Origin of the sequence: Thermomonas sp. (assembly GCF_023953935.1) — a bacterium.
Taxonomy (GTDB): Bacteria; Pseudomonadota; Gammaproteobacteria; order Xanthomonadales; family Xanthomonadaceae; genus Thermomonas.
In genome coordinates, this window is the sequence record NZ_JAMLIW010000005.1 from 203,482 (window position 1) to 227,141 (window position 23,660).

Below are 23,660 nucleotides of genomic sequence, written 5' to 3' on the forward strand. Positions count from 1 at the left end.
GAGGAGGACCGGCGTGAAGGTAAGCATCCTCGATGTCCTGCTCTACCTGTTCGAGCATTATTTCGCCGCCGGCGATACCCCACCCATCGCGCTGGCGGCACCGGGCAGGAACGATCCACTGATCGGAGAGCTGCAACACGCCGGGTTTTCCCCGGCGGAGATTCGCAATGCGTTCGATTGGCTGGATGCGCTGGCAAGCCGGCGGCCGGCCGCGCAGCCCACCAACCCCAGTGGCCCAATCCGCGTGTTTCATTCCAGCGAGCTGGACAAGCTGGACATCGAAGCCCGCGGCTTCCTGTTGTATCTTGAGCAGCAAGGGGTGCTGGGCGCCGAGCAGCGCGAACTGGTGCTGGACCGCGCGCTGGCGCTGGACCAGGACGAGGTCGACCTCGACGATCTCAAGTGGGTGGTACTGATGGTGTTGTTCAACCAGCCCGGCAGCGAAGCCGCCTACGCCTGGATGGAAACCCAGATGTATCTGGACGAACCCGAGCCGGTGCACTGAGGCAACGGCGCGGGCACAACGGGAGGCAATATGGCCGACTGGTATTACTCCGCAGGAGGCACGGAACAGACCGGCCCGGTGTCCGCGCAGCAGTTGATCGGGCTGTTTCAATCGGGCCAGCTCGCGCCCGACACCCTGGTCTGGCGCGAAGGGCAGGCCGACTGGCTGCCGCTGCGACGTTTCTTCGAGGAACTCGGGCTGCAGGACACGCCTGCTGCGCCTGCCGCGGCGGCGGCCGAACCGATCCCGGCTCTGCCCGAATTGCCGCCGGAGACCGCACCGGAGCCCGCGCCGGCGTCGGTCCATGCCTCGGTGCTGGGCAGGCAGCCCTCGGCGCCGGCCCCGCCCAGCCGCTCCGGGAGGTCCGGCTGCGTGATCGCGGCGATCGTGCTGGGCGTGATTGGCGTGCTGCTGGCGGGCGTGCTGGCCGCCATTGCCATTCCGGCGTACAAGGACTTCCAGATCAGGAGCGCCATTACGAGCGCGGCAACCGTGGCGATGTCAGCCCGGACTGAGGTCCCGGCCTACCGCGAGGAGCACGACCGTTGCCCGGAGAACGGTGACGACGGCTTCAAGGCAGCTGCGGACTACGCCGACCCGAATATCGCCGCGATCCGCTTCGGGCATTTCGAGAATGCGCGCTGCGGGCTGGAGGTCGAACTGCGCGGCAATGGCCTGGACGGGAAGCGGCTGTGGATGGAATACGACGCCGCCGCTGCCAGTTGGACCTGTTCCTCGGACGTGAAGGACAAGTGGCTCCCCTTCAATTGCAGGGGCGGATGAGGCCGCGTGCGTTGCGGCGGGGATCGGGCATACTTTGCCGTCCCCGTCCTGTTCAGTGAAGCCCAGCCCATGGCCCAGTGGCACTACGCCGACCGCGATCGCCAGCAGCACGGCCCCGTCGATGAGGCCGAACTGCGGCGCCTGTTCCGCGCCGGAGACATCACCCGCGACACCCTGATCTGGAATCCGGACCTGCCGCAATGGCAGCCGCTGGGCGGATTTGCCAATGAAATCGGCCTGCAGGAAACGCATTCGCCCTACGCGCCGCCGACCGCCGAGGTGCTGCGCGATGACGTGGTCGTGCAGGGGGGCGAGATCGTCTATGCGGGCTTCTGGAAACGCGCCGCCGCCTACTTCATCGATTCCGTCATCACCGGAATCGCTGGCGGCGTGCTCGGTGGCCTGATCGGTGGCGTGATGGGCGCCATGCTGTTGAGCGGCGGCGACATGGCCAACAGCGGAAGCAGCCTGCTCGCCATCCAGGGGGTGGCCAACCTCATCGGCCTCATCCTCGGGGTGGCGTATTTCGCCGGCTTCCACGCTTCGGCGTCGATGGCCACGCTGGGCAAGATGGCGATCGGCATCAAGGTCGTGCGCAGCAACGGCGAGCGCATCAGCTTCCTGCGCGGCATGGGCCGCTATTTCGCGCTGTTCGTGAGCGCGATCACGCTGTTCATCGGGTTTTTCATGGCCGGCTTCACCGAGCGCAAGCGCGCCCTGCACGACATGCTCTGCGACACCGTGGTGGTCGACAAATGGGCCTACACCGACCGCCCCGACCTGCAGCGCCGCGAGCTGGGAACGGTGACGGTCGTGGTGCTGGTGGCGGCTGCGCTGCTGACCCTGCTGATGACGATCGGGTTCATCGCGCTTGCAGTCATGGCCGCCAGCGGCATGCACTGAACGCAGGCCGGATTCCGGTCCCGAAGCCGTCGCGCCGGTCGTCCGGGAAAGGCGTGGCTCTTGACATCCGGACGGCATCCGTGATTCCACTATAAATAGCGCCCGGGGTCCCGCCCCGGGCGTTGGCTTCTGAAAACATCGGGTCGCGCCACTTCGCGACCATCCGGAATCGCGCTGCCATGGCCAAGAACCTGCTCATCGTCGAATCGCCTGCCAAGGCCAAGACGATCAACAAATACCTCGGCAAGGACTTCACCGTCCTCGCCAGCTACGGCCACGTCCGCGACCTGGTGCCGAAGGAAGGCGCGGTCGATCCCGAGCGCGGCTTTGCCATGCGCTACGAGACCATCGAAAAGAACGAGCGCCACGTCGAGGCCATCGCCAAGGCGGCGCGGGTGGCCGAGCACGTCTATCTGGCCACCGACCCGGACCGCGAGGGCGAGGCGATCAGCTGGCATATCGCCGAGATCCTGAAAGAGCGCGGCCTGCTGGACACGCCGCTGGATCGGGTGGTGTTCACCGAGATCACCCCGCGCGCGATCCAGGCCGCCATGGCCCAGCCGCGCCGGATCGCCTCCGACCTGGTCGATGCGCAGCAGGCGCGGCGCGCGCTGGATTACCTGGTCGGCTTCAATCTCTCGCCGGTGCTGTGGCGCAAGATCAAGGCCGGGCTGTCGGCGGGCCGCGTGCAGTCGCCGGCACTGCGGATGATCGTCGAGCGCGAGGAAGAGATCGAAGCCTTCGTGGCGCGCGAATACTGGACGATCGAAGCCGAGTGCCTGCATCCGGCGCAAGCCTTCACCGCCAAGCTGGTGAAACTGGACGGCCGGAAGTTCGAGCAGTTCACCCTCACCGACGGCGATTCCGCCGAAGCGGCGCGCCAACGCATCCAGCAGGCAGCCGCCGGCACCCTGCATGTGACGGACGTCGCCAGCAAGGAGCGCAAGCGCCGGCCGGCGCCGCCGTTCACCACCTCGACCCTGCAGCAGGAAGCCTCGCGCAAGCTCGGATTCACCACCCGCCGCACCATGCAGGTGGCGCAGAAACTCTACGAAGGCGTGGCCATCGGCGAGGAAGGCACGGTCGGTCTGATCAGCTACATGCGTACCGACTCGGTGCACCTGTCGCAGGAGGCGCTGGCCGAGCTGCGCGACGTGATCGCCCGCGACTTCGGCACCGCCTCGCTGCCGGACAAACCGAACTTCTACCAGACCAAATCGAAGAACGCGCAGGAAGCCCACGAGGCGATCCGGCCGACTTCCGCGCTGCGCACGCCGGCACAGGTGGCACGCTTTTTGAGCGATGACGAGCGCCGGCTCTACGAGCTGATCTGGAAGCGCGCGGTGGCCTGCCAGATGATCCCGGCCACGCTCAACACGGTGACGGTGGATCTGGCCGCCGGCAGCGCGCACGGCTTCCGCGCCAGCGGCACCACGGTGGTGGTGGCGGGTTTCCTGGCCGTGTACGAGGAAGGCAAGGACGGCAAGGGCAAGGACGACGAGGACGAAGGCCGCAAGCTGCCCTTGATGCAGCTGGGCGACCGGGTGCCGCTGGAGCGCATCCACGCCGACCAGCACTTCACCCAGCCGCCGCCGCGGTTCACCGAAGCGGCGCTGGTGAAGGCGCTGGAGGAATACGGGATCGGCCGGCCGTCCACCTACGCCGCCATCATCCAGACCCTGCTGGGCAAGCAGTACGCGGTGCTGGATGGGCGCGCCTTCAAGCCCACCGACATCGGTCGCGCGGTCAGCAAGTTCCTCTCCAACCACTTCACCAAGTACGTCGATTACGATTTCACCGCCAGGCTCGAAGACGAGCTGGATGCGGTCAGCCGCGGCGAAGAGAACTGGGTTCCGCTGCTGGAAAAATTCTGGGGCCCGTTCAAGGCGCTGGTGGACGAAAAGAAGGACAGCCTCGACAAGACCGATGCCGGCAGTGTGCGGGTGCTCGGCAGCGATCCGGTCAGCGGCAAGCCGGTCAGTGCGCGGATCGGCCGCTTCGGCCCGCTGGTGCAGATCGGCACCGCCGAAGACGAGGACAAGCCGCGCTTCGCCTCGCTGCGGCCTGGGCAGAGCATCTACAACCTCACCCTGGCCGAGGCGCTCAAGCTGTTCGAGATGCCGCGCAAGCTGGGGGTGGACGCCAATGGCGAGGACGTGAGCGTCGGCATTGGCCGCTTCGGGCCGTTCGCCAAGCGCGGCAGCACCTACGCTTCGCTGAAAAAGGAAGACGACCCCTACGCCATCGACCTGGCGCGGGCGCTGTTTCTCATCGAGGAAAAGGAAGAAATCGCCCGCAACCGCATCATCAAGCAGTGGCCGGGCCAGGACGTGCAGGTGCTCAACGGCCGCTTCGGGCCGTACCTGTCCGACGGCAAACTCAATGGCAAGATTCCAAGGAACCGCGAGCCGGCGTCGCTGACGCTGGAAGAAGCGCTGCAATTCCTGGAAGACACCGGCAAGCCGGCGCGCAAGGGCTTCGGGGCGAAGAAGGCGGTGAAGAAAGCGACTTTCCGGAAAACGGCGGCGAAGAAGGCCGCAGCCGAAAAGCCGGCCAGGAAAACCGCCGCGAAACAGCCCGCGGCCAAAAAGGCCGCAACCAGGAAAACCGCCGCGAAAAAGGCCGCGCGGCCGTTCTCTGGCGATATCGAACCGGCCAAACCGCTGTTGACCTCGGCCAAGGTGACGCCGGGCAAGAAGGTCGTAGTGAAGAAGCCGCCGCGTTCGGATGCGCCGTTCTGACCCGCTGACTCGTTGACCCGCTGTCTTGCCATCCGCTTGGTCTGGCGACCGTGCCATGACAGGATTGGCTCGGGCGTGACGGCACAACGAGGTGGTGCGTGAGCTTGCGTCATGACGAAGCCGTGGGGTTTGCCATCTTCCAGATGACGGCGATCCCGATCGTCCTGCTCATTCTGGCCTGGCTGGTCAAGCCGGCCGGCGGGCAGGCAACATCGGATCCCGCCGGCAACGAGGTCGCGCGCAAACGGGACGCCCATTACCTCTGGGCGGCGAAGAAATTGCTCTTGCCGCCGCTTGCGTATTTCGTGTCCGGCGCCCTTTCCTGGGTACTGTCATTCGTGTGGCTCGGGGCAAGCATGACGCTGCTTGGCATCACCACGTTCGCCGTCATGTGGTACTTCATCTTCCTGATCGGACACCTGCGGAAGCGCTTGCTGCAGGACCAGGCACCGTGAGCTTTGGCAATGCGCGATGCACTGGCGCGTGCGACCCAAGTGCCAGGCACACGCGGACTCGCTATGCTGTTCGCATGAATGCACTTGCCGAAGCGCTCGCCGCATTGCGCAGTGGCGGCATCATCGCCTACCCCACCGAAGGCGTGTGGGGGTTGGGCTGTGACCCGCGCAATGAGCGTGCCGTGCTGCGTTTGCTGGCGCTCAAGCAGCGTGAGGTCGGCAAGGGCCTGATCCTGATTGCAGCCAGCGAATCGCAGCTTGCCGCTTTCATCGATACCTCGCCGCTCGCTACCGCGCAACTGGACGAAATACGCGCCAGTTGGCCGGGAGCGAATACCTGGATCGTGCCGGCATCGAGCACGGCGCCGCACTGGATCACCGGCGACCATGACGGCATCGCGGTGCGGGTGACCGCGCACCCGCAGGTGATGGCGCTGTGCGAGGGATTCGGTGGCGCTCTGGTCTCGACCAGCGCCAACGTCGCCAGCGCACCTTCGCCGCGCACGCGCGCCGAGCTCGATCCGCGGATCGTCGCCGGCGTGGATGCAGTTTGCGATGGCGAAACCCTGGGCCGCGCGCAGCCCAGCAGCATCCGCGATGCGCGCAGCGGGCGGGTGTTGCGCTGAGGTCTTTCGCGCAATCGCATTGACCGCGACGTGAAGGCGCAGCGTGTCCGGGGTTCCCCTGTCGCGCCGGACAACGCAAGATAGGGCGATGCGCATGACCACGCTCGCCCTCTCCGGCTCGTTCGTGATCGCCTGCCTTCTGCTGCAGGCGGCAGCACCGGCGGCGGCGCAGGAAACCATCTTCTACAAATGCACCGACGCCCAAGGCAACGTCACGGTGCAAAACGGCACGCCCTGCGCGGCCGGGATGAAGCAGGAGATCCGCCGCGTGGGCTCGGCGCCGACCGTGCCGGTCCCGGTGCGCCGCGCGCCGGAGCCCGAGCCGGTGCCAGCGCCGCCGGCCTACGGGGAATTCGTGCTGGTGTCGGGGCCGAACATGGCGCGCAAACCGGCGCCGGAAGCGGCCCGACTGCCGCCACCGCCGCCGCTGTTCCAGTGCGCGACCTGGGACGGCCACACCTACTACGGCGACACCGCCACCCCCGACCCGCGCTGCGCGCCGCTGCAGGTGGTGGGGATCGACGGCAGCGCGGCCATGGGCATGGGGCAGGCCTGCGAGATGCGCCAGGACAGCTGCACCGCGATCCCCGAGGACCAGCTGTGCGCGGCCTGGTACCGGCGTCTGGACGAAGCGGAGTTCAAGCTGCGCTATGCCACCCCGGCCGACCAGCGGGCACGCGAGGCCGAACGTGCGGACATCGCGGCGAAGATCCGCGCCAGCCGCTGCTCGCCGGAGGCGCCGCCGCCGGCAACAGCGCCTGCCGCGCCGGTGCCGTAAGCTGCCTGTCCGATGGCGATGACGGATAGCGATGGATAGCGGCGGCCTGGAACTGGTCTTGGTCTTCCTGCTGGCCGCGGTGCTGGCAGTGCCGCTGTTCAAGCGCTTCGGCTTCGGTGCCGTGCTGGCCTACCTGGTGACCGGCGTGCTGCTGGGTCCGCATGCGCTGGCGGTGGTCCGCGATCCCGACCGGGTGCTCGCAGCCAGCGAGATCGGCGTGGTCATGCTGCTGTTCGTGATCGGGCTGGAGCTGTCGCTGTCGCGCCTGATCCTGATGCGCCGGCCGATCTTCATGGTCGGCGGACTGCAGGTGCTGCTGTGCGGCGCCGCGCTGGGTGCGCTGGCGCTGTTGGCCGGGCAGGGCTGGAAGGCGGCGCTGGTGGTGGGGCTGGGGCTGGCGCTGTCGTCGACCGCCGTCGGGCTGCAATTGCTGGCCGAGCGCAAGGAGTTGGCGAGCGAACACGGGCGGCTGGCGTTCGCGATCCTGCTGTTCCAGGACCTGGCCGCGATCCCGCTGCTGGCGGCCATCCCGCTGCTGGGCAAGGCCAAGAGCGCCGAGTTGGGATGGGCCGAAGTGGTGCAGGCGGTGGCCGCGATTGCCGCGCTGGTGATCGGGGGGCGCTACCTGTTGCGACGCCTGTTCCGGGTGATCGCCCGCACCGATCTGCCGGAAGTGTTCACCGGCGCGGCGTTGCTGGTGGTGCTGGGCAGCGCCTGGCTGATGCAGAAGGTCGGCCTGAGCGCCGGTCTGGGCGCCTTCCTGGCCGGCGTGCTGCTGGCCGAATCCGAATATCGACACGAGCTGGAAGCGCAGATCAAGCCGTTCGAAGGCTTGCTCCTTGGATTGTTCTTCATGGCCGTGGGCATGGGAATCGACCTGCGCCGGGTGATGTCGGAGCCGTGGCTGATCGCGGCAGCGGTGGCCGCGCTGCTGGCGGTGAAGACCGTGCTGCTGTTCGGCCTCGGCCTGCGGCCGGGGCAGCTGCGCCCGCGCAGCGCGTTCCTGCTGGCCGGGGTGCTGGCGCTGGGCGGCGAATTCGCTTTCGTGGTGTTCGGCGAAGCGGCGCGGGTTCAGCTGATCGATGCGATCACCCGCAACCGCCTGACCGCGATCGTCGGTTTGTCGATGGCGCTGACGCCGCTGCTGCTGATGCTGGCCAGCAAACTGCTGCCGGTCGAGCGCGCGCAGGCGCAGCCCTTCGACGCCATCCCGACCGATCGCCACCCGCAGGTGCTGGTGGCCGGGTTCGGCCGCTTCGGCCAGATCGTGGCGCGGCTGCTGCGCGCCCAGGGCATTCCCTTCATCGCCATCGATCCGGACATCGAACAGGTGAACCTGTCGCGCAGTTTGAGCAGCGACCAGATCTACTACGGTGACCCCACCCGGATGGCGCTGCTGCGCTCGGCGGGGGCGGAGCGAATCAGGATCTTCGTGGTCGCGATCAACAGCGTCGAGGCCAGCCTGCGGATGGTGCGGCTGGTGCGCAAGCACTATCCGCAGGCGCGGGTGTTCGCGCGCGCGCGCAATCGCCAGCACGCCTGGCAGCTGGTGGACATGGGCGCCGAGGCGCTGCGTGAAACCTACGGCAGCAGCCTGGAAATGGGGCTCGAGGTGCTGGTGGCGCTGGGAATGGACCGCGCCCAGGCGGAAACCCGAATGCGGCGATTCCGGGCGTGGGACGAGGCGCTGCTGGAGCAGCAGCGCCTGCTGCAGGACGATGAAGACGCCTTGTTGCAGGCGACCCGCGATGCCCGCAAGGAGCTTGACGGATTGTTCGAGGAAGACGCGGCCGCCGCCCACCCGCAGGGCCAGGGCTGAGGCGCCCTGGCCGTCAGTCGCGCAGGAACCGCGCCAGCGGCACGTCGGCCTTGCTGGTGCGCACGGTGGGCGCCAGCTCCGCGGCCACGTCGACATAGCCACGCAGCAGCGCCAGCTCGCGCGGGGTGCGATCGAGGGCGTCGCGCTGGTCCGGGTCGGCGCCGGCGCGCAGCAGCGCCCGTGCAACCCGCACCAGCCCGTGCAAGCCGGCCAGATGCAGCGGGCCGTAGCCGCGCGGATCGCGCACGTCGAGGCTGACGTCTTCGTCGAACAGGCGCTCCATCCCGGCCAGCAGCACGTCCTCGCTGCTGGGCGTGCCCGGCTCGGCGCGCGCGCCCAGCAGCAGCAGCAGCGGCGTGGCGCCATCCAGCGCGGCGCGGTTGGCGTCGGCACCGGCCAGCAGCAGCCCGTCCAGCAGTGCCAGCAGGCGGCTGCGATCGCGCTCGGTGAATCCGTACAGCGCCGCGCAGTGCAGCGCGGTCAGGCCTTGCGCGTCGCTGGCGCGCAGGTCGGCGCCGGCGTGCAGCAGGCGCGCCACCACTTCGGGCAGGCCCAGGGCCGCCGCCAGCATCAGCACCGTCACGTCGCCGGGCAGCCGTTGTTCGAGGTTGCAATCGGCCTGCAGCAAGCGTTCGACGATGGTGAGGTGACGCCGGCTGACCGCCGCTGACAGCGGCGTGGCGCCGGTTCTTGCGGCGATCCGCGGGCTGGCGCCGCGGGCGAGCAGGAATTCGACCAGCGCCGCGTGGCCATCGCCGGCGGCGCGCAGCAGGGCGGTGCAGCCTTGAGCGTCGGTCGTGTCGATCGGAAAGCCGAGGTCAAGCAGGCGTTCGACCGCATCCTGATCGCCGGCAATCGCCGCCGCCGGCAGGTCGGTGGCGACCAGCGGCCGGTGCGGCAGGCGCCAGCCGTGCCAATCCAGCCACGTGGCGAGATCGCTGCGGCCACTGGACAGGGCCAGGCCCAGCGGGGTCTGGCCATCGCCGGCGCGGCGATCGGGCGCGGCGCCGGCGGCAATCAGCAGCTTCACCGCCGCCAGATCGCCGCGGGTGGCGGCCGCGTGCAGGGGGCTGTGCCCGCGCGCGTCGCAAATGTCGGGCGCCACGCCCAGCGCCAGCAGCCGGCGCGCCAACGTCAGCCAGCCCAACTGCACGGCCAGCAGCAGGGTCGGCTCGCTGTTCGCGCTGGTGCCGAACGGGTCAGCGCCGCGTTCCAGCAGGTCGACGGCGCAGGCTTCGGCGCTCGGGCTGGCCTTTCCGGTGCGGCAGGCGGCGAGGAAACGGGCCAGGCCCGAAGCGCCGGCTGGCGAACCGCGGTGGGCGAACAGGCGTTCCAGCGCGGGGATGCCGGCTTCGCCGCGGGCCAGTGCTGCCACCACCGGGGCTTGCGCTTCGCGTGCCTCCGGATCGGCGCCGCGGCGCAGCAGCCAGTCGAGGATGCGCGGCACCGCGATCAGCGCGGGGTCCGCCAGCAGCAGGTTCAAGTCCCCCGGCGCGAGCCGCGCCAGCAGCGGATCCAGCGTGGTCGCCGGCGCATCGTCCAGCAGCGCCGAGTGCAGCAGCGGCAGGGGCGGCAGCTCGGGTTCGGGCTCGGGCGCGGCGGATTCGGTCTCCGGCAGGGTGTCCGAGGGCGCATGGTGGGGATCGAGGAGGGCGACCAGCCGCCAGCGCCCGGCCGCCTGCGCCAGCGCCAGCGGACTGCGGCCCTCGCCATCGGGGCGGGCCGGATCCAGGCCCAGAGCCAGCAGGCGCTGGACCAGGTCGGTGGTCGTCACCTCCGCCAGGCAGGCGTGGTGCAGTGCGCCGGCGCCAGTGGCGTCCGCGACATTCGGGTCGGCGCCGGCAGCCAGCAGCACCTCGAGGACGCCTTGGGCACCGGCGCGGGCGGCGTCCAGCAACGGCGTGCGGCCTTCGGCATCGGCGCGCGCGTGATCGGCGCCGGCATCCAGCAGGGCCCGGCAGATGGCCGCGTGGCCGGCGGCAGCGGCTTCGTGCAGCGCGCTCCGGCCCTGCCCGTCCACCGCGTTGACCCGGGCCTTGCTGCGCAACAACAGCTGCACCCCGGCCGGGTCGTCGTCCTCGCAGCCGGCCGCGGACAGCAGCGCCGGCTGGCCGTCGGCGGGTTCGGTCTTGGCGCCGCGTTCGAGCAGGAACTTGGCCAGCCGCCAGTTGCCGCTGGCGCAGGCGCTGCCGAGCGGGGAGACGCCGTCGGCATTGAGCGCATTGATGTCGGCCCCGGCATCGCGCAGCAGCGCGGCCACGCCCGGGTCCGAGCTGCGGGCGGCGTGGTGCAACGGGGTGTTGCCCTCGGCGTCGGTGGCATGGACGTCGGCACCGTTGGCCAGCAGGGTCATGACCGCTTCGGCCCGTCCGTGCCAACTGTCGCGGGTGGCCGCCAGCAGCGGATTGAGGCCGCCGTCGAGCGCGTTCACGTCCACCCCACGCGCGATCAGGGCGCGCAGCAGGCGCAGGTCGGGCAGCACCGCGGCCAGCACTGCGAGGCTGCGGCGGTCGCGGGCGTCCGCCGCAACTGCAAGCGTGGGATCGGCGCCAGCGTCGAGCAGCTCCAGGGCCCGATCGACCCGACCCCGGCGCGCGGTGGCATACAGTTCGGCGGTCAGAACCGCGACGTCGGGTGCCGCCCCGCGGGGGGTCGCCGGGACCACGTCCGGGGTGGGTACGGCGTCATCCGCCGTCGGCGCGGCATCCTCCACCGTGTCCGCAGCAGCCTCCGGCAGTACCAGATCGACCACCGGCAGGCCGGTTGCCGGCAGCCCCAGCGGCGCCTGCGCGGCCGGCGCCGACTGCAGGGCGAAGTGCAGCATCGGTACCAGCAGGGCGTAGAAGGCGCTGCCGCCGGCGCGCACGCTGCCGGTCAGCAGTTCCGGCCAGGCCAGCAGCAGGCCGCCAGCCAAGGCCATGAAGGCGGGCAGGGCCACCTGCAACAGGCCGCTCCAGGCGGCACGCTCCTGCACCCGCTCTTCGCGATGGCGCTCGGCGGCGCTGCCGCCGCGGCGCTCCAGCAGCAGCCAGCGTGGCCACCCGGCCCACAGCAGGACCAGCACGACGCCCGCCAGCCCGCCAAGCGCCAGCGCAGCGCCCAGCGAGGGTGATGCATCAAGCTGCCACAGCGGCCAGGCCAGCAGCGCGCCAGCGAGCAGGAAGCCGCCGCCCCACAGCAGCGCCAGCCGGCCGGCATCGCGCCACAGGCCGGCGCGGCCGCGGCTGCGCCGCAGCAGGGCCACGCCCAGCGCCGCGGGGATCTGCGCCAGCCAGACCAGCACCGCGGCCGCACGCACGTCCAGCCAGCCGGCAGCGGCCAGAAACAGGGCCAGTGCCAGCAGGCCGGCGCCGATGGCGAACCTGCGCTCAGGCATCGGTGCCCCAATCGGCCGTCATCGGATCGTCCACGGTGGGCGGAAACTGGATGTGGAAGCCGCGTCCGGCCAGGTTGGCGCGCACCACGTCGGGATTTTCGCGCGCCAGCGTACGGCCCGGCGCCAACTCCACTTCCAGCACGAACCGCAGCGCGCCCAGCTGGCTGCGCAGCGGTTCGGGCAGGCGGGTGAAACCGTCACGCTCGGACAGATACACGTAGGTGTCGGTCTTGCGCAGACTTTTGTAGACGTAGGCCAGCATCGCGATCCGGGGGAAAGGGCCGCTTCGAAAGTTCGCAGGCTGGAATTGTGCGGGAAAGCGCGCGTCATGGGTACCGCCGGGACGCAGACCGCCCCCGCGCTGCGCGCAAGACGCCACCTCGCACGGTCAACAATGTTCCGCGATCAAGCCTCGCGCCGATTGGCCACCAGCGATGCGACCACCGACGGATCGGCCAGGGTGCTGGTGTCCCCCAACTGCTCGGGTGCGTTCTCGGCGATCTTGCGCAGGATCCGGCGCATGATCTTGCCGCTGCGGGTCTTGGGCAGGCCGGGCGCCCATTGCAGGAAATCGGGTGTTGCAATGGGGCCGATTTCCTTGCGCACCCAGGCGATCAATTCCTTGCGCAGCTCCTCGCTTTCCGCCACCCCGGCCTTGAGGGTGACGTAGGCGTAGATGCCCTGACCCTTGAGGTCGTGCGGGAAGCCGACCACCGCGGCTTCGGCCACCTTGTCATTGAGCACCAGCGCGCTTTCCACCTCGGCGGTGCCGATGCGGTGGCCGGAGACATTGATCACGTCATCGACGCGGCCGGTGATCCAGTAATAACCGTCGGCGTCGCGGCGGCAGCCGTCGCCGCTGAAATACATGCCGGGATAGGCCTTGAAATAGGTATCGATGAAGCGCTGGTGATCGCCGTAGACCGTGCGCATCTGGCCCGGCCAGGAATCGAGCATGACCAGATTGCCTTCGGCCACGCCCTCAAGCAGCGCGCCGTTGGCATCCACCAGCGCCGGCTGCACGCCCGGCAGCGGCAGGGTGGCCGAGCCGGGCTTGAGATCGGTGGCGCCTGGAATGGGGCTGATCAGGGTGCCGCCGGTCTCGGTCTGCCACCAGGTATCGATCACCGGGCAGCGGCCGCCACCAACCACATCGTGATACCAGCGCCAGGCTTCCGGATTGATCGGCTCGCCAACGCTGCCCAGCACCCGCAGCGAGGCGCGCGAGGTCGCCGTGACCGGGCCGTCGCCTTCGCGCATCAACGCGCGGATCGCGGTCGGCGCGGTGTAGAAGATGCTGACCTGGTGCTTGTCGACGACCTGCCAGAAGCGCGAGAAATCGGGGTAGTTCGGCACGCCTTCGAACAGCACGCCGGTGGCGCCATTGGCCAGCGGGCCGTAGACGATGTAGCTGTGGCCGGTCACCCAGCCGATGTCGGCGGTGCACCAGTAGATGTCGTCGGGCTTGAGGTCGAAGCTCAGCGCGTGGGTGTAGGCGCACCACAGCAGATAGCCGCCGGTGGTGTGCAGCACGCCTTTGGGCTTGCCGGTGCTGCCCGAGGTGTAGAGGATGAACAGCGGGTCTTCGGCGTTCATGCGCGCCGGTTCGCAGCTGTCCGGCTGGCCATCGACCACGGCGTCATACCAGCGGTCGCGCGGCATCTGCATGTCGACCGCCGCGCCGGTATGACGCACCACCAGCACGGTTTCCACCGCATTCGTGTCGGGCAATTTGAGCGCCGCATCGACGTTGGCCTTCAGCGGCACCTTCTTGCCGCCGCGCAGGCCCTCGTCGGCGGTGATGATGAGCTTGCTGTTGCAGTCGGCGACGCGGTCGGCAATCGAGTTGGGCGCGAAGCCGCCGAACACCACCATGTGGATCGCGCCGATCCGGGCGCAGGCCAGCAATGCCACCACCGCCTCGGGGATCATCGGCAGATAGATCGTGACCCGGTCGCCCTTGCCGACGCCCAAGTTGCGCAACGCGTTCGCCAGCCGGCACACGCGGGCATGCAATTGTCGATACGTGATTTTTTCGGCCGGCGCGTTGGGATCGTCCGGCTCGAAGATCAGCGCGACCTTGTCACCGTGTTTGTCCAGATGGCGGTCGAGGCAGTTGACGCTGGCATTGAGCTCGCCGTCGTCGAACCAGCGGATATGGAAATTTGCCGGGTCATAGCTCACGTCCTTGATCCGGGTCGGAAAGCGGTACCAGTCCAGACGCTGGGCTTGCCGCGTCCAGAATGCGGTCGGATCGCGCAGTGACTCGGCGTAGTCGCGCTGGTAGCCGGCACGATCGAGATTGGCCGCGGCCGCCGCTTCCGGGGTGACGGGGTAAAAGTCCTTGTCCATTGCATGCCTCCACATGACGCAATCGCCGGGGCTTTGCAGTTTGCCGCAGCGCGCCGCAAAGTGGGGTTAATATCCGTGATCAAGACCGCGTCACGCCTGCGGCCTGACTTTTCGCACTGTCGCCACGGCCCATTTCCGGCACGCTGTCGGCTGCCGTTCGACCCGCCTTCGACAAGGACACCCGCATGAAGATCGCACCCCGCCGCCCCGCCCCACTGGCATTGGCCCTGCTGCTTGCCGTTGTCGGCGTCACCCTCGTCGCCTGCAAGCCCGCGGGCACCGGGTCTTCGCCACGCACCGCGCGCGCGGCGGCGCCGACCATCGGCATCGATCTGGCCGGCATGGACCGCAGCGTCATGGCCGGCAACGATTTCTATGCCTTCGCCAACGGCAAGTGGCAGGAAAAGACCGAAATTCCGGCCGACCGCGCCAGCACCGGCGTGTTCTATACCGTGTTCGAGCGCGCCGAAAAGCGCCTGTCGGATCTGGTGCAGGGCCTGCAGCGCGAGAACCCTGCTGCCGGCAGCAACGAGCGCAAGATCGTCGACTACTACGCCGCCTTCATGGACGAAGCGGGGATCGAGGCCAACGGCCTGGCGCCGTTGCAGCCGAGCCTGTCGGCGATCGACGGCATCCAGGACCTGTCCAGCCTGTCGCGCTATCTCGGCAGCACCCTGCGCGCCGACGTCGATCCGATCAACGCCACCAACTACTACACCGAGAACCTGCTGGGCCTGTTCGTTGCCGCCGGTCTCGACGACCACAGCCAGAACTTCGGCTATCTGCTGCAAGGCGGTCTGGGGATGCCCGACCGCGAGTACTACCTGTCCGATGACGCCACCATGGTGGCCAACCGCGCGGCGTACAAAGCGTATATCGCGGCCCTGCTCAAGCAGGCGGGCACCCCCGACGCGGAGGCCAAGGCGCAGGCGATCTACGATCTGGAGCTGAAGATCGCGCAGGCGCAGGCACCCATCGTCGAAACCCAGGACATCCACAAGGCCAACAATCCCTGGCCGGTGGCCGAGTTTGCCCAGCACGCGCCCGGCATCGACTGGAACGCCTATTTCACCGCTGCCGGGCTGGCCGAGCAGAAGACCCTGATCGCCTGGCAGCCCGATGCCATCCGCAAGCTCTCGCTGCTGGTCGCCAGCCAGCCGCTGCCGGTGTGGAAGGACTACCTGCGCTTCCACGCCATCAACCACTACGCCTCATTGTTGCCCAAGGCCTACGCCGACCTGAATTTCGCCTTTTACGGCACCCAGCTGGCCGGCACCACCGCCCAGCGCGACCGCTGGAAGCGCGCGCTGGCAGCCACCAACCGCGACCTCGGCGACGCCATCGGCCAGCTCTACGTCAAGCAGTATTTCCCGGCCAGCTCGAAGACCCAGGTCGAGGCCATGGTCAGCAACATCCTCGCCGCCTTCCGCGACGGCGTGGATGGCCTGACCTGGATGTCGCCGGAGACGAAAAAGACCGCGAAGGAGAAAGCGGCCACCATGCGCGTGGGCGTGGGCTACCCGGATGCGTGGCGCGACTACGCGACGCTCGAAATCAAGCCTGGCGATGCGCTCGGCAACATGCTGCGCGCGGATGAATTCGAATTCCGCCACCAGCGCGCCAAGCTCGGCAAGGCGCCGGATGCCGGCGAATGGTGGATGACCCCGCAGACCGTCAACGCGGTGAATCTGCCGCTGCAGAATGCGATGAACTTCCCGGCGGCCATCCTGGAAGCACCGTTCTTCGACCCCAATGCCGACGCCGCCGCCAACTATGGCGCGATCGGCGCCATCATCGGCCACGAGATCAGCCACGGCTTCGACAACCTCGGCTCGGAGTTCGATGCCCAGGGCCGCCTGCACAACTGGTGGACCCCGGAAGACGCCGCCCACTTCAAGGCCGCCGCCGACCGCCTCGCCGCGCAGTACGACGCCTACGAAGTGCTGCCGGGCCTGCACATCAACGGCCAGCAGACCTTGGGCGAAAACATCGCCGACGTCTCCGGCCTGCAGGCGGCACTGGCGGCCTACCACAAGTCGCTGGACGGCAAGCCCGCCCCGCGCATCAACGGCCTGTCCGGCGATGAGCGTTTCTTCATCGCCTTCGCCCAGGCCTGGCGCACCAAGACCCGCGAAGCCGCCCTGCGCGCGCAGGTGGTCGGCAACGAACACGCCCCCGGCCAGTGGCGCGCCCTGACCGTGCGCAATCTCGATGCCTGGTATGCCGCTTTCCACGTCAACGCCAACCAGAAGCTCTACCTCAAGCCCGAGGACCGGGTGAAGATCTGGTAAGAGGCATATACGAACCACAAAACGCCCGGGCTCCCCGGGCGTTTTTTCCTTGCACTTACTGTGGCGGCGCGGCCAGCTCGCGTGCGCTCAGAAAACCGTCGCGGTTGGTGTCCTGCTTGCGGAAGCGCTCGGCCAGGATCTGCTGGTGTTCGGCGCGGGTAATGGCCTTGCCCTTGCCGCCCGGCTGTTCATCGGGAGTCAGCACGCCGTCGCGGTTGCGGTCCATGGCATCGAAGGCATAGCTCATCCAGATCTGGTATTCGGCCAGCGAGACGCGACCATCGCTGTCGGCGTCCATGCGCGCAAGGTAATCGCCGGTGCGCTGCACTTGCGCCGCTACTGGCAGCGTGACTGCGAGGATACCCAGGACGAGCAACTTCATCCCGCCGCTTCCGTGGCCGGTGTCGCCGCCGCGGGCGCCGCCGAGGAGCCGGCAGCGGCCCTGCGCAGGATGGCGTTGATCTCGTCCACGATCCGATCCAAGGTGCTCTCGCCGTAGCCGCGATGATGGGCCGCGATACGCCCTTCGCGGTCGATGATCCAAAGATTCGGATAGGCGGTCACACCATAGGTTTCCGCGATGTCTCCGTGGATATCGCGCGCTTGCAGGAGCGAGTACTTCTTCATTTGCCGCATCATCAGCCGATAGTCCGCGGGACTGTCCTCCACATTCACGGCGATCACCTGCAACAGTCCGCCGGCGTGTTCCTGCAGGGTGTTGAGCACCGGCAATTCTTTCAGGCAGTAAGTGCACCACGAGGCCCAGAACGTCACCACCACGACTTTCCCGCGGTACTGCTCCAGCGTCACCGGCTTGCCGTCCCGTCCATTCCCCAGCGCAGCGGGCGCCGTGTCGCCAATTGCCGGTTCACCGGCCTGTGCGAGGGCGGTACAGAGCAGTAGCAGCAGGGCAAGCAGGGCGCGGCGCATGGATGATCCTTCGGTGGGTTGGCACGAGGCGCGGGGCGCCCTTGGGGCAATGGTACGGTGCGCAGCGGTGTCGGTGCATCTGGTGGCGGCTGCGCGACAATGTGCCCATGCCCGAATTGCCCGAAGTCGAAACCACGCGCCGCGGCCTGGTGCCGCATGTCGAAGGCCGGACGGTGGCGCGGGTGCTGCTGCGTCGTCCCGACCTGCGCTGGCCAATCCCGCGCGAAATCGAGATCCTGCTGCCGGGCCAACGCGTCGCGGCGGTGCGCCGTCGCGCCAAGTATCTGCTGCTGGACACGCAGGCCGGCAGCGCGCTGCTGCATCTGGGCATGAGCGGCAGCCTGCGGGTGCTGCCGGAAGCCACGCCGCCGCGCCCGCACGATCATGTCGATATCGTGCTGGGCGATGGCCAACTGCTGCGTTTCAACGACCCGCGCCGCTTCGGCTGCGTGCTGTGGCAGGCGCCGGGCGAAACCCATCCGCTGCTGTCGAAGCTTGGCCCGGAACCGCTGTCGGAGGGCTTCAGTGGTGATTACCTGTTCGATCAAAGCCGACACCGCAAGGTGCCGGTCAAGACCTTCCTGATGGACCAGACGGTGGTGGTCGGCGTCGGCAACATCTACGCCGCCGAAGCGCTGTTCGCCGCCGGCATCTCGCCGCTGCGCCCGGCCGGCAAAGTCTCGCGCGAGCGCTATGCCGCGCTGGCCGAGGCGGTGAAGACGACACTGACCCGCGCCATCGAGCGCGGCGGCACCACCCTGCGCGACTTCATCCACCCGGACGGCGCGCCCGGCTATTTCGAACAGGAATTGCTGGTTTACGGCCGCGACGGCCAGCCCTGCCCGCGCTGCGGCCGCATGCTGAAACAAGCCAGCATCGGCCAGCGCGCGACGGTGTGGTGCGGGGTTTGCCAGCGGTGACTGAGCGGGCGCATGCAGGAAAGAAATGGTGACCCTGTTGATCCAGACTGGCGAACGGGGATCGAATGATGCGCCGGCCCCGCTCCTCAACACCCCACCCGCGGCAGGTCGCGGACGCAGGTGGTGTAGCAGGGTGAAAGATGCTGCTGGCGCATGCCCCAGTCGGGGTGGGGCTGCCAGCCGGTGGCGGCCAGGCCCAGGGTGTTGCGGCCGAAGCGACGGTTGATGGCATCCACGGTGGCCATCAGCCGCGGATCGCCCAGCGTGGCCGGCGTGAACAGATCGCCCTGCAGGGCGTCGGGACGGGCCAGATCGAACAGCCACACGCCGGCTCGCTTGTAGGCGCAGCCTTTGCGCAGCAGCCCGCGTTGCAGCTGGCTGACCAGGGCCAGGATCAGGCGGATGTCGGCGCTGGGGCGTGCCAGCGGCGCGGTGCGGTTGGCGTGGTGCTGCGGCAGGCCGGGCTGGAAGCCGTCGGTCTGGGCGAACACGCCGACGGCGGCCGCCACCAGCCCGCGTCGGCGCAGTTTCTCGCAGGCGCGTTGGGCGAAGGTGGCCAGCGCCGCGCCGACCGCCGCAGGGTCGTCCACGCGCTGGCCGAAGGAGCGGCTGACCAGAATCTGCCGGCGGTCCGGTTCCACGTCCTCCAGCGCGATGCAAGGCTCGCCCGCCAGCTCGCGCTGGGTGCGCGCCAGCACCACGCCGAACTGCTGCCGCAGGCGTTCACGCGGCGCAGTGCGCAGCTCCAGCGCGGTGCGGATGCCGATGCCATGCAGCCGCGCCGTCCACTGCCGACCCACGCCCCACAGCTCCTGCACCGGCGTGGCGGCCAGCAGCTCGGTCAAGGTGCCTTTGGACAACGCCGACAGGTCGGCCACGCCGCCAAGCGCCGCCGGATAGCTGCCGGGCTTGCGCAGGGCGCTTTTGGCGATGTGGTTGCCGAGTTTTGCCAGCGTCTTGGTGGGGCCGATGCCGACGCAATTGGGGATCCCGGTCCAACGCTGCACGCGTTCGCGCAGGGCGCGGGCGAATTCCAGCCGGTCGCGCAGCGGCGACAGGTCGAGGAAGGATTCGTCGATGCTGTAGGGCTCCACCCGCGCCACCGCGTCCTGCAAGATCGCGCCGACCCGTGCGCTCATGTCGCCATACAGGGTGAAGTTGGCCGAGCGGATCGCCAGCCGCCGCCGCAGCCGCGGCGGGATCTCGTGCAGCGGCTGGCCCATCGTGACGCCCAGCGCCTTGGCCTCGTCGCTGCGGGCAATCGCGCAGCCGTCGTTGTTGGACAACACGATCAGCGGCCGTCCTCGCAGCTCCGGCTGGAACACGCGCTCGCAGCTGGCGTAGAAATTGTTGCCATCGATCAGGGCGAACATGGCGGCATCCGGCGCGTGGGCAAGCGCCCGTCAGCGCCCGACGCGGCCGTGGCTGCGCCGCATCTGCCGCACCACGCCCACCACCGCGAACACCTCCGCTTCGGTGCCTGGTGGCAGCACGATGTGGGGGACGTGCGGGTTGCGGCTGTGCAGTTCCAGATGGTCGCGGCAGACGTGCAAGACCTTGCAGGTGGGCGCATTGCCGTCCCAGGTGGCAATCACCACGTCGCCGTCCTGCGGCGTCACGCTGCGATCGACGAGGAGGATGTCGCCATCGCAGATGCCCGCGTGCAGCATCGACCAGCCTTCGGCGCGATAGAGGAAGGTGGCCGGCGGATTGCGCACCAGCAGTTCGTTGAGGTCGATGCCGTCGTCCTGGAAATCTTCGGCGGGCGAAGGAAAACCCAGCGCCGCCCGCGCCGCCGCCAGTGGCAGCAGCAGCGGCACCGGCGTCAGGCGCAGCGGCGCCAGCGCCAGCGCCTGCGTGTCAGCCGCGGCAAGGTGTGGAAGGGCGGTCATGGTCTGCGCTCCTCGGCGAGCGCCGGCGCAGGGGTGCGTCGGCACGAGCTGGTTAGTATAAATACTAATGCACGAAACCGGGCGTCACCGCCGCGTCCGGCCTCGGATTTTTCGGCCATCGCACGGGTTGCGGGCGTTCGGCGGCAAAATCCGACGCTGACCCCGGATTTGGAGGCTTCGATGGAGACGCTGTTGCAGTTGTCCGCGCCGTGGTGGATCTTCGTCCTGCGCGCGGGGGTCATCTACCTGCTGGTGATGCTGCTGGTGCGCGCCTCGGGAAAGCGTGCGATCGGGCAGATGACGCCGCTGGATCTGGTGCTGTTGATCCTGATCGGCAATGCGGTGCAAAACGGCATCAACGGCGGCGACAACTCGATCACCGGCGCGGTGATCATGGCCACCACCTTGATCGTGCTGAACTACGCCGTGGCCTTCGCGATGTCACGCAGCCGCCGGGTCGAACGGCTGGTGGAGGGGGCGCCGGTGGTGCTGGCCCGCGACGGCAAGGTGTTCGCCCAGGTCCTGCGCCGGGAGCTGGTGAGCGAGCGCGACTTCCAGGAGGCGCTGCGGATGGGCAACGTCACCCGGCTGGAGGAGGTCGGGCTGGCCCTGCTGGAAACCAACGGCCATATCACCGTGATTGCGCGGCGCAGCCCGGCGGCGGGCACCGGCGAAGCGCGGAATTGATTTACCATGCCGCCAAGGCGGAACAGGGGTTGCGCACCCTGTGGACGAGGACACGAAACATGAAGCAAATGGCAAAACTGGCGGTGGTCGTGCTGATGTGCATGGGCTTTCTGGCGGCCTGCAACACCATCGCCGGCGCCGGCAAGGACATCAAGCGGGCCGGCGAGAAGATCGAAGGCGCGGCCGGCAGCTGAGTCTGGCCGCCGGCGCGCGCCTCGCCCGGGCCGGGCTCACCAGCGCGGCGGATCGGGCACGAAGCCGTTCGGAAACGCGTTCGGGCCGCGCGGGCCGCTGCGCCAGTCGCGGCGCGGGATCACGCCCAGCGCCACCAGCGCGCGGGTGCTGTCGTAGCGCACCTGGCTGACCTGCTCGGGCCGCGACGTGGCGCGGGTGAACTCGGTCTGGCCGATCGGTGACCATTCGCGGTCGCCGTGGCCGGTGCCAAGCTGGCGCGGCATCGCTTCGGCGGCCATGGCGCGATCGGCGTTTGCCGCCGCGGCCGGTGGTGCCGGCAATGGCCGCGCGCGGGCGGCGTCGGCCCCGGCAATGGGCGCCTGCCGCAACGGCGGCCGATACGTGCGCTCGCGGAACACCGCGACGCCGACCACGCCAACGTTGTCCGGACGGCCGGTGCGGGCAGCGTAGCTGTCCTGCAGATCGGTGAACACGAACTGGGCGATGTCGTCCAGCGACTTGCGCCAGCCGGCGATTTCCGCGGTTTCCCATGGTTCCAGCACGTAGCCGGCCTGCGACGGCGCGGCGGTCTGGCCGGTGACGGCATTGACGCCATCCACCGACAGGACCACCAGCACGCGCCCGCCGGTGGTATTGGTCAGGCGCACCGCATAGCGGTGGCCCGGGGTGCCGGGCACCCAGTCCTGGCCGCGGTGGCGGTACTCGGGCAAGGTCTGCCCGCTGTCGCGGTCAACCAGGTCGATTTGCACCAGCTGGGCGCTGCGTGGCGGGATCGGCGCGCAGATGGAGCGGCGGACGTGGCTGTGACCGTCGCCGCGGCACAGCGTGTCGGCGTGGGCGGGCATGGCCAGCGCAGCGGCGAGAGCAAGAGCGAGGGCGGACAGGGCGGTGCGGATCATGGCGGGCTCCGAGGGCGCGGGAATCGCGCTGCATTCAGGTCAACGCGCCACGGTGCGGGACGGGGTTGGCGCGCGGGTGCCGCTAAAATGCCGTTCATCCGCGATTTGGAATTTCCCGCCTTGGCCACCCACACCCCCCGCGTCCTCACCGGCATCACCACTTCGGGCACGCCGCACCTGGGCAACTATGTCGGCGCCATTCGCCCCGCGCTGGCCAGCGCGCGGGCGCGCGACGAAGAGAATTTCTACTTCCTGGCCGACCTGCACGCGCTGGTGAAATGCGGCGACCCGGCGCGGGTGCAGCGCAGCACGCTGGAGATCGCCGCCACCTGGCTGGCCTGCGGGCTGGACGCCGACAGCATCTGGTTCTATCGGCAAAGCGACATTCCGGAGATCCCCGAGCTGACCTGGCTGTTGACCTGCGTGGCCGGCAAGGGCCTGCTCAACCGCGCCCACGCCTACAAGGCGGCGGTGGACCGCAACCGCGCCGAGGGCGAGGACGATGACGCCGGGATCAACGCCGGCCTGTTCATGTACCCGGTGCTGATGGCGGCCGACATCCTGATCTTCAACGCCGACAAGGTGCCGGTCGGGCGTGACCAGGTCCAGCACATCGAGATGGCGCGCGACTTCGCGCAGCGCTTCAACCACCTCTACGGCGACCACTTCACCCTGCCCGAGGCGGTGATCGACGAGAACGTGGCCACCTTGCCGGGGCTGGATGGCCGCAAGATGAGCAAGAGCTACGACAACACCATCCCGCTGTTCGCGCCGCGCGCGGAGCTGAAGAAACTGATCGCCGGGATCGTCACCGACTCGCGCGCGCCCGGCCAGCCCAAGGACACCGAAGGGTCGGCGCTGTTCCAGATCTACCAGGCCTTCGCCGCACCGGAGGAAACCCGCGCCTTCGCGCAGGCGTTTGCCGACGGCATCGGCTGGGGCGAGGCCAAGCAGGTGTTGTTCGAACGCATCGACCGCGAGGTGGCGCCGCTGCGCGAGAAATACGAGGCGCTGATGGCCAGGCCCGCCGAGATCGAGGCGATCCTGCGCAAGGGCGCCGCGCGCCTGCGCGAGGCCCACGCCACGCCGACGCTGGCCCGATTGCGCGAGGCCGTGGGCTTGCGCGATCTGTCGCAGGGGCCGGCGCGTGCCAGTGCGGCGGCGGTGAAAAAAGAGGCCGCCGCGCTGCCCGCCATCAAGCAATACCGCGAGGCCGACGGCAAGTTCTATTTCAAGCTGGTACTGGGCGAGCGGGTGCTGCTGCAAAGCGTCGGCTTCGACTCGCCGCGCGACGCCGGGGTGCGGGTGGCGGCGATCCGGCACGGCGAGATCGGTGATGCGCAAAGCGATTTTCGCTTGGGCGAAGGCGTCACCACCGAAGAGGTCAACGCCGCGCTGGCGGCGTTCGTGGCGGCGCAGCTGGATGCCGGCGACGGCGGCTGAGGGAGTCCGATTCGGGGCCGTGTCGCAGCGCCCCGCCCCGGGTTTTCCGCGGCACCGATGGATGC

The 23,660-nt window shown here is 68.9% G+C and carries 21 protein-coding genes; 13 read left to right on the plus strand and 8 right to left on the minus strand.

The window, feature by feature from the left end:
• The first annotated feature begins 13 nt into the window (after positions 1 to 13).
• From M9902_RS07720 to M9902_RS07755, 8 genes are all read left to right on the plus strand, one after another.
• Positions 14 to 505, plus strand: a complete 492-nt coding sequence (locus tag M9902_RS07720) for a DUF494 family protein (protein ID WP_297173680.1) — start codon at positions 14 to 16, stop codon at positions 503 to 505.
• A 30-nt stretch (positions 506 to 535) separates the two neighbouring features.
• On the plus strand, positions 536 to 1,288 hold the full coding sequence (locus tag M9902_RS07725) for a GYF domain-containing protein (RefSeq protein WP_297222008.1): 753 nt from the start codon (positions 536 to 538) through the stop codon (positions 1,286 to 1,288).
• 69 nt (positions 1,289 to 1,357) lie between these two features.
• Positions 1,358 to 2,191, plus strand: coding sequence for an RDD family protein (locus tag M9902_RS07730; RefSeq protein WP_297222010.1), 834 nt, complete (start codon positions 1,358 to 1,360; stop codon positions 2,189 to 2,191).
• 179 nt (positions 2,192 to 2,370) lie between these two features.
• On the plus strand, positions 2,371 to 4,932 hold the full coding sequence (locus M9902_RS07735) for a DNA topoisomerase I (protein ID WP_297222012.1): 2,562 nt from the start codon (positions 2,371 to 2,373) through the stop codon (positions 4,930 to 4,932).
• 143 nt (positions 4,933 to 5,075) lie between these two features.
• Entirely contained in the window at positions 5,076 to 5,387 is a 312-nt protein-coding gene (locus tag M9902_RS07740) for a hypothetical protein (protein WP_297173668.1), read from the plus strand.
• Between the two features lie 74 nt (positions 5,388 to 5,461).
• Positions 5,462 to 6,013 carry a Sua5/YciO/YrdC/YwlC family protein gene (locus M9902_RS07745; protein WP_297173666.1) on the plus strand — a complete coding sequence of 184 codons (552 nt, stop codon included), beginning with the start codon at positions 5,462 to 5,464 and terminating at the stop codon, positions 6,011 to 6,013.
• A gap of 94 nt (positions 6,014 to 6,107) precedes the next feature.
• A complete protein-coding gene (locus M9902_RS07750) occupies positions 6,108 to 6,791 on the plus strand; it encodes a DUF4124 domain-containing protein (RefSeq protein WP_297222014.1) in 684 nt (227 codons plus the stop codon).
• 31 nt (positions 6,792 to 6,822) lie between these two features.
• Positions 6,823 to 8,610, plus strand: a complete 1,788-nt coding sequence (locus tag M9902_RS07755; RefSeq protein ID WP_297222016.1) for a monovalent cation:proton antiporter-2 (CPA2) family protein — start codon at positions 6,823 to 6,825, stop codon at positions 8,608 to 8,610.
• A 13-nt stretch (positions 8,611 to 8,623) separates the two neighbouring features.
• Here M9902_RS07755 and M9902_RS07760 read toward each other — a convergent pair whose 3' ends face one another.
• The 3 genes from M9902_RS07760 to acs all read right to left on the minus strand — a co-directional run bounded on the left by M9902_RS07760 (position 8,624) and on the right by acs (position 14,338).
• Positions 8,624 to 11,986 carry an ankyrin repeat domain-containing protein gene (locus M9902_RS07760; RefSeq protein WP_297222018.1) on the minus strand — a complete coding sequence of 1,121 codons (3,363 nt, stop codon included), beginning with the start codon at positions 11,984 to 11,986 and terminating at the stop codon, positions 8,624 to 8,626.
• Positions 11,979 to 12,248, minus strand: coding sequence for a YcgL domain-containing protein (locus tag M9902_RS07765; protein WP_297171330.1), 270 nt, complete (start codon positions 12,246 to 12,248; stop codon positions 11,979 to 11,981). The genes M9902_RS07760 and M9902_RS07765 overlap by 8 nt, the downstream gene beginning before the upstream one ends.
• 143 nt (positions 12,249 to 12,391) lie before the next feature.
• Positions 12,392 to 14,338, minus strand: coding sequence for an acetate--CoA ligase (gene acs, locus M9902_RS07770; protein ID WP_297222020.1), 1,947 nt, complete (start codon positions 14,336 to 14,338; stop codon positions 12,392 to 12,394).
• 185 nt (positions 14,339 to 14,523) lie between these two features.
• Here acs and M9902_RS07775 point away from each other — a divergent pair, with 185 nt between their 5' ends.
• Positions 14,524 to 16,629 carry a M13 family metallopeptidase gene (locus tag M9902_RS07775; RefSeq protein ID WP_297222022.1) on the plus strand — a complete coding sequence of 702 codons (2,106 nt, stop codon included), beginning with the start codon at positions 14,524 to 14,526 and terminating at the stop codon, positions 16,627 to 16,629.
• A 55-nt stretch (positions 16,630 to 16,684) separates the two neighbouring features.
• Here M9902_RS07775 and M9902_RS07780 read toward each other — a convergent pair whose 3' ends face one another.
• Positions 16,685 to 17,011: a hypothetical protein gene (locus M9902_RS07780; RefSeq protein ID WP_297222024.1), complete on the minus strand. Its 327-nt coding sequence runs from the start codon at positions 17,009 to 17,011 to the stop codon at positions 16,685 to 16,687.
• Positions 17,008 to 17,559, minus strand: coding sequence for a TlpA disulfide reductase family protein (locus M9902_RS07785; RefSeq protein ID WP_297222027.1), 552 nt, complete (start codon positions 17,557 to 17,559; stop codon positions 17,008 to 17,010). Before M9902_RS07785 ends, M9902_RS07780 begins: the two co-directional genes overlap by 4 nt.
• A gap of 107 nt (positions 17,560 to 17,666) precedes the next feature.
• Here M9902_RS07785 and mutM point away from each other — a divergent pair, with 107 nt between their 5' ends.
• A complete protein-coding gene (mutM, locus tag M9902_RS07790; protein WP_297222029.1) occupies positions 17,667 to 18,479 on the plus strand; it encodes a bifunctional DNA-formamidopyrimidine glycosylase/DNA-(apurinic or apyrimidinic site) lyase in 813 nt (270 codons plus the stop codon).
• Positions 18,480 to 18,565: 86 nt separating this feature from the next.
• Here mutM and M9902_RS07795 read toward each other — a convergent pair whose 3' ends face one another.
• The gene (locus tag M9902_RS07795; RefSeq protein WP_297222031.1) at positions 18,566 to 19,852 is read right to left on the minus strand and encodes a Y-family DNA polymerase; all 1,287 of its coding nucleotides are present in this window, start codon (positions 19,850 to 19,852) and stop codon (positions 18,566 to 18,568) included.
• A gap of 30 nt (positions 19,853 to 19,882) precedes the next feature.
• Positions 19,883 to 20,371, minus strand: coding sequence for a S24 family peptidase (locus M9902_RS07800; RefSeq protein WP_297222033.1), 489 nt, complete (start codon positions 20,369 to 20,371; stop codon positions 19,883 to 19,885).
• 180 nt (positions 20,372 to 20,551) lie between these two features.
• Between M9902_RS07800 and M9902_RS07805 the strand changes: the two genes are divergently transcribed.
• Both M9902_RS07805 and M9902_RS07810 read left to right on the plus strand, forming a co-directional pair.
• Entirely contained in the window at positions 20,552 to 21,058 is a 507-nt protein-coding gene (locus M9902_RS07805; RefSeq protein WP_297171345.1) for a YetF domain-containing protein, read from the plus strand.
• A 59-nt stretch (positions 21,059 to 21,117) separates the two neighbouring features.
• Positions 21,118 to 21,252: an entericidin A/B family lipoprotein gene (locus tag M9902_RS07810; RefSeq protein ID WP_297171347.1), complete on the plus strand. Its 135-nt coding sequence runs from the start codon at positions 21,118 to 21,120 to the stop codon at positions 21,250 to 21,252.
• A gap of 36 nt (positions 21,253 to 21,288) precedes the next feature.
• Here M9902_RS07810 and M9902_RS07815 read toward each other — a convergent pair whose 3' ends face one another.
• Positions 21,289 to 22,152 carry a hypothetical protein gene (locus M9902_RS07815; RefSeq protein WP_297222035.1) on the minus strand — a complete coding sequence of 288 codons (864 nt, stop codon included), beginning with the start codon at positions 22,150 to 22,152 and terminating at the stop codon, positions 21,289 to 21,291.
• A gap of 87 nt (positions 22,153 to 22,239) precedes the next feature.
• Between M9902_RS07815 and M9902_RS07820 the strand changes: the two genes are divergently transcribed.
• Positions 22,240 to 23,595, plus strand: a complete 1,356-nt coding sequence (locus M9902_RS07820) for a tryptophan--tRNA ligase (protein WP_343231876.1) — start codon at positions 22,240 to 22,242, stop codon at positions 23,593 to 23,595.
• Positions 23,596 to 23,660 lie beyond the last annotated feature (65 nt).

What these genes read in the sequence shown, in the direction of transcription:
- acs (WP_297222020.1), bottom strand. Translation starts at nt 14,338, where the DNA reads ATGGACAAGGACTTTTACCCCGTCACCCCGGAAGCGGCGGCCGCGGCC.
- M9902_RS07735 (WP_297222012.1), top strand. Translation starts at nt 2,371, where the DNA reads ATGGCCAAGAACCTGCTCATCGTCGAATCGCCTGCCAAGGCCAAGACG.
- M9902_RS07810 (WP_297171347.1), top strand. Translation starts at nt 21,118, where the DNA reads ATGAAGCAAATGGCAAAACTGGCGGTGGTCGTGCTGATGTGCATGGGC.
- M9902_RS07775 (WP_297222022.1), top strand. Translation starts at nt 14,524, where the DNA reads ATGAAGATCGCACCCCGCCGCCCCGCCCCACTGGCATTGGCCCTGCTG.
- M9902_RS07765 (WP_297171330.1), bottom strand. Translation starts at nt 12,248, where the DNA reads ATGCTGGCCTACGTCTACAAAAGTCTGCGCAAGACCGACACCTACGTG.
- M9902_RS07800 (WP_297222033.1), bottom strand. Translation starts at nt 20,371, where the DNA reads ATGACCGCCCTTCCACACCTTGCCGCGGCTGACACGCAGGCGCTGGCG.
- M9902_RS07750 (WP_297222014.1), top strand. Translation starts at nt 6,108, where the DNA reads ATGACCACGCTCGCCCTCTCCGGCTCGTTCGTGATCGCCTGCCTTCTG.
- M9902_RS07815 (WP_297222035.1), bottom strand. Translation starts at nt 22,152, where the DNA reads ATGATCCGCACCGCCCTGTCCGCCCTCGCTCTTGCTCTCGCCGCTGCG.
- M9902_RS07730 (WP_297222010.1), top strand. Translation starts at nt 1,358, where the DNA reads ATGGCCCAGTGGCACTACGCCGACCGCGATCGCCAGCAGCACGGCCCC.
- M9902_RS07740 (WP_297173668.1), top strand. Translation starts at nt 5,076, where the DNA reads ATGACGGCGATCCCGATCGTCCTGCTCATTCTGGCCTGGCTGGTCAAG.
- M9902_RS07785 (WP_297222027.1), bottom strand. Translation starts at nt 17,559, where the DNA reads ATGCGCCGCGCCCTGCTTGCCCTGCTGCTACTGCTCTGTACCGCCCTC.
- M9902_RS07805 (WP_297171345.1), top strand. Translation starts at nt 20,552, where the DNA reads ATGGAGACGCTGTTGCAGTTGTCCGCGCCGTGGTGGATCTTCGTCCTG.
- M9902_RS07780 (WP_297222024.1), bottom strand. Translation starts at nt 17,011, where the DNA reads ATGAAGTTGCTCGTCCTGGGTATCCTCGCAGTCACGCTGCCAGTAGCG.
- M9902_RS07745 (WP_297173666.1), top strand. Translation starts at nt 5,462, where the DNA reads ATGAATGCACTTGCCGAAGCGCTCGCCGCATTGCGCAGTGGCGGCATC.
- M9902_RS07760 (WP_297222018.1), bottom strand. Translation starts at nt 11,986, where the DNA reads ATGCCTGAGCGCAGGTTCGCCATCGGCGCCGGCCTGCTGGCACTGGCC.
- mutM (WP_297222029.1), top strand. Translation starts at nt 17,667, where the DNA reads ATGCCCGAATTGCCCGAAGTCGAAACCACGCGCCGCGGCCTGGTGCCG.
- M9902_RS07755 (WP_297222016.1), top strand. Translation starts at nt 6,823, where the DNA reads ATGGATAGCGGCGGCCTGGAACTGGTCTTGGTCTTCCTGCTGGCCGCG.
- M9902_RS07795 (WP_297222031.1), bottom strand. Translation starts at nt 19,852, where the DNA reads ATGTTCGCCCTGATCGATGGCAACAATTTCTACGCCAGCTGCGAGCGC.
- M9902_RS07725 (WP_297222008.1), top strand. Translation starts at nt 536, where the DNA reads ATGGCCGACTGGTATTACTCCGCAGGAGGCACGGAACAGACCGGCCCG.
- M9902_RS07820 (WP_343231876.1), top strand. Translation starts at nt 22,240, where the DNA reads ATGCCGTTCATCCGCGATTTGGAATTTCCCGCCTTGGCCACCCACACC.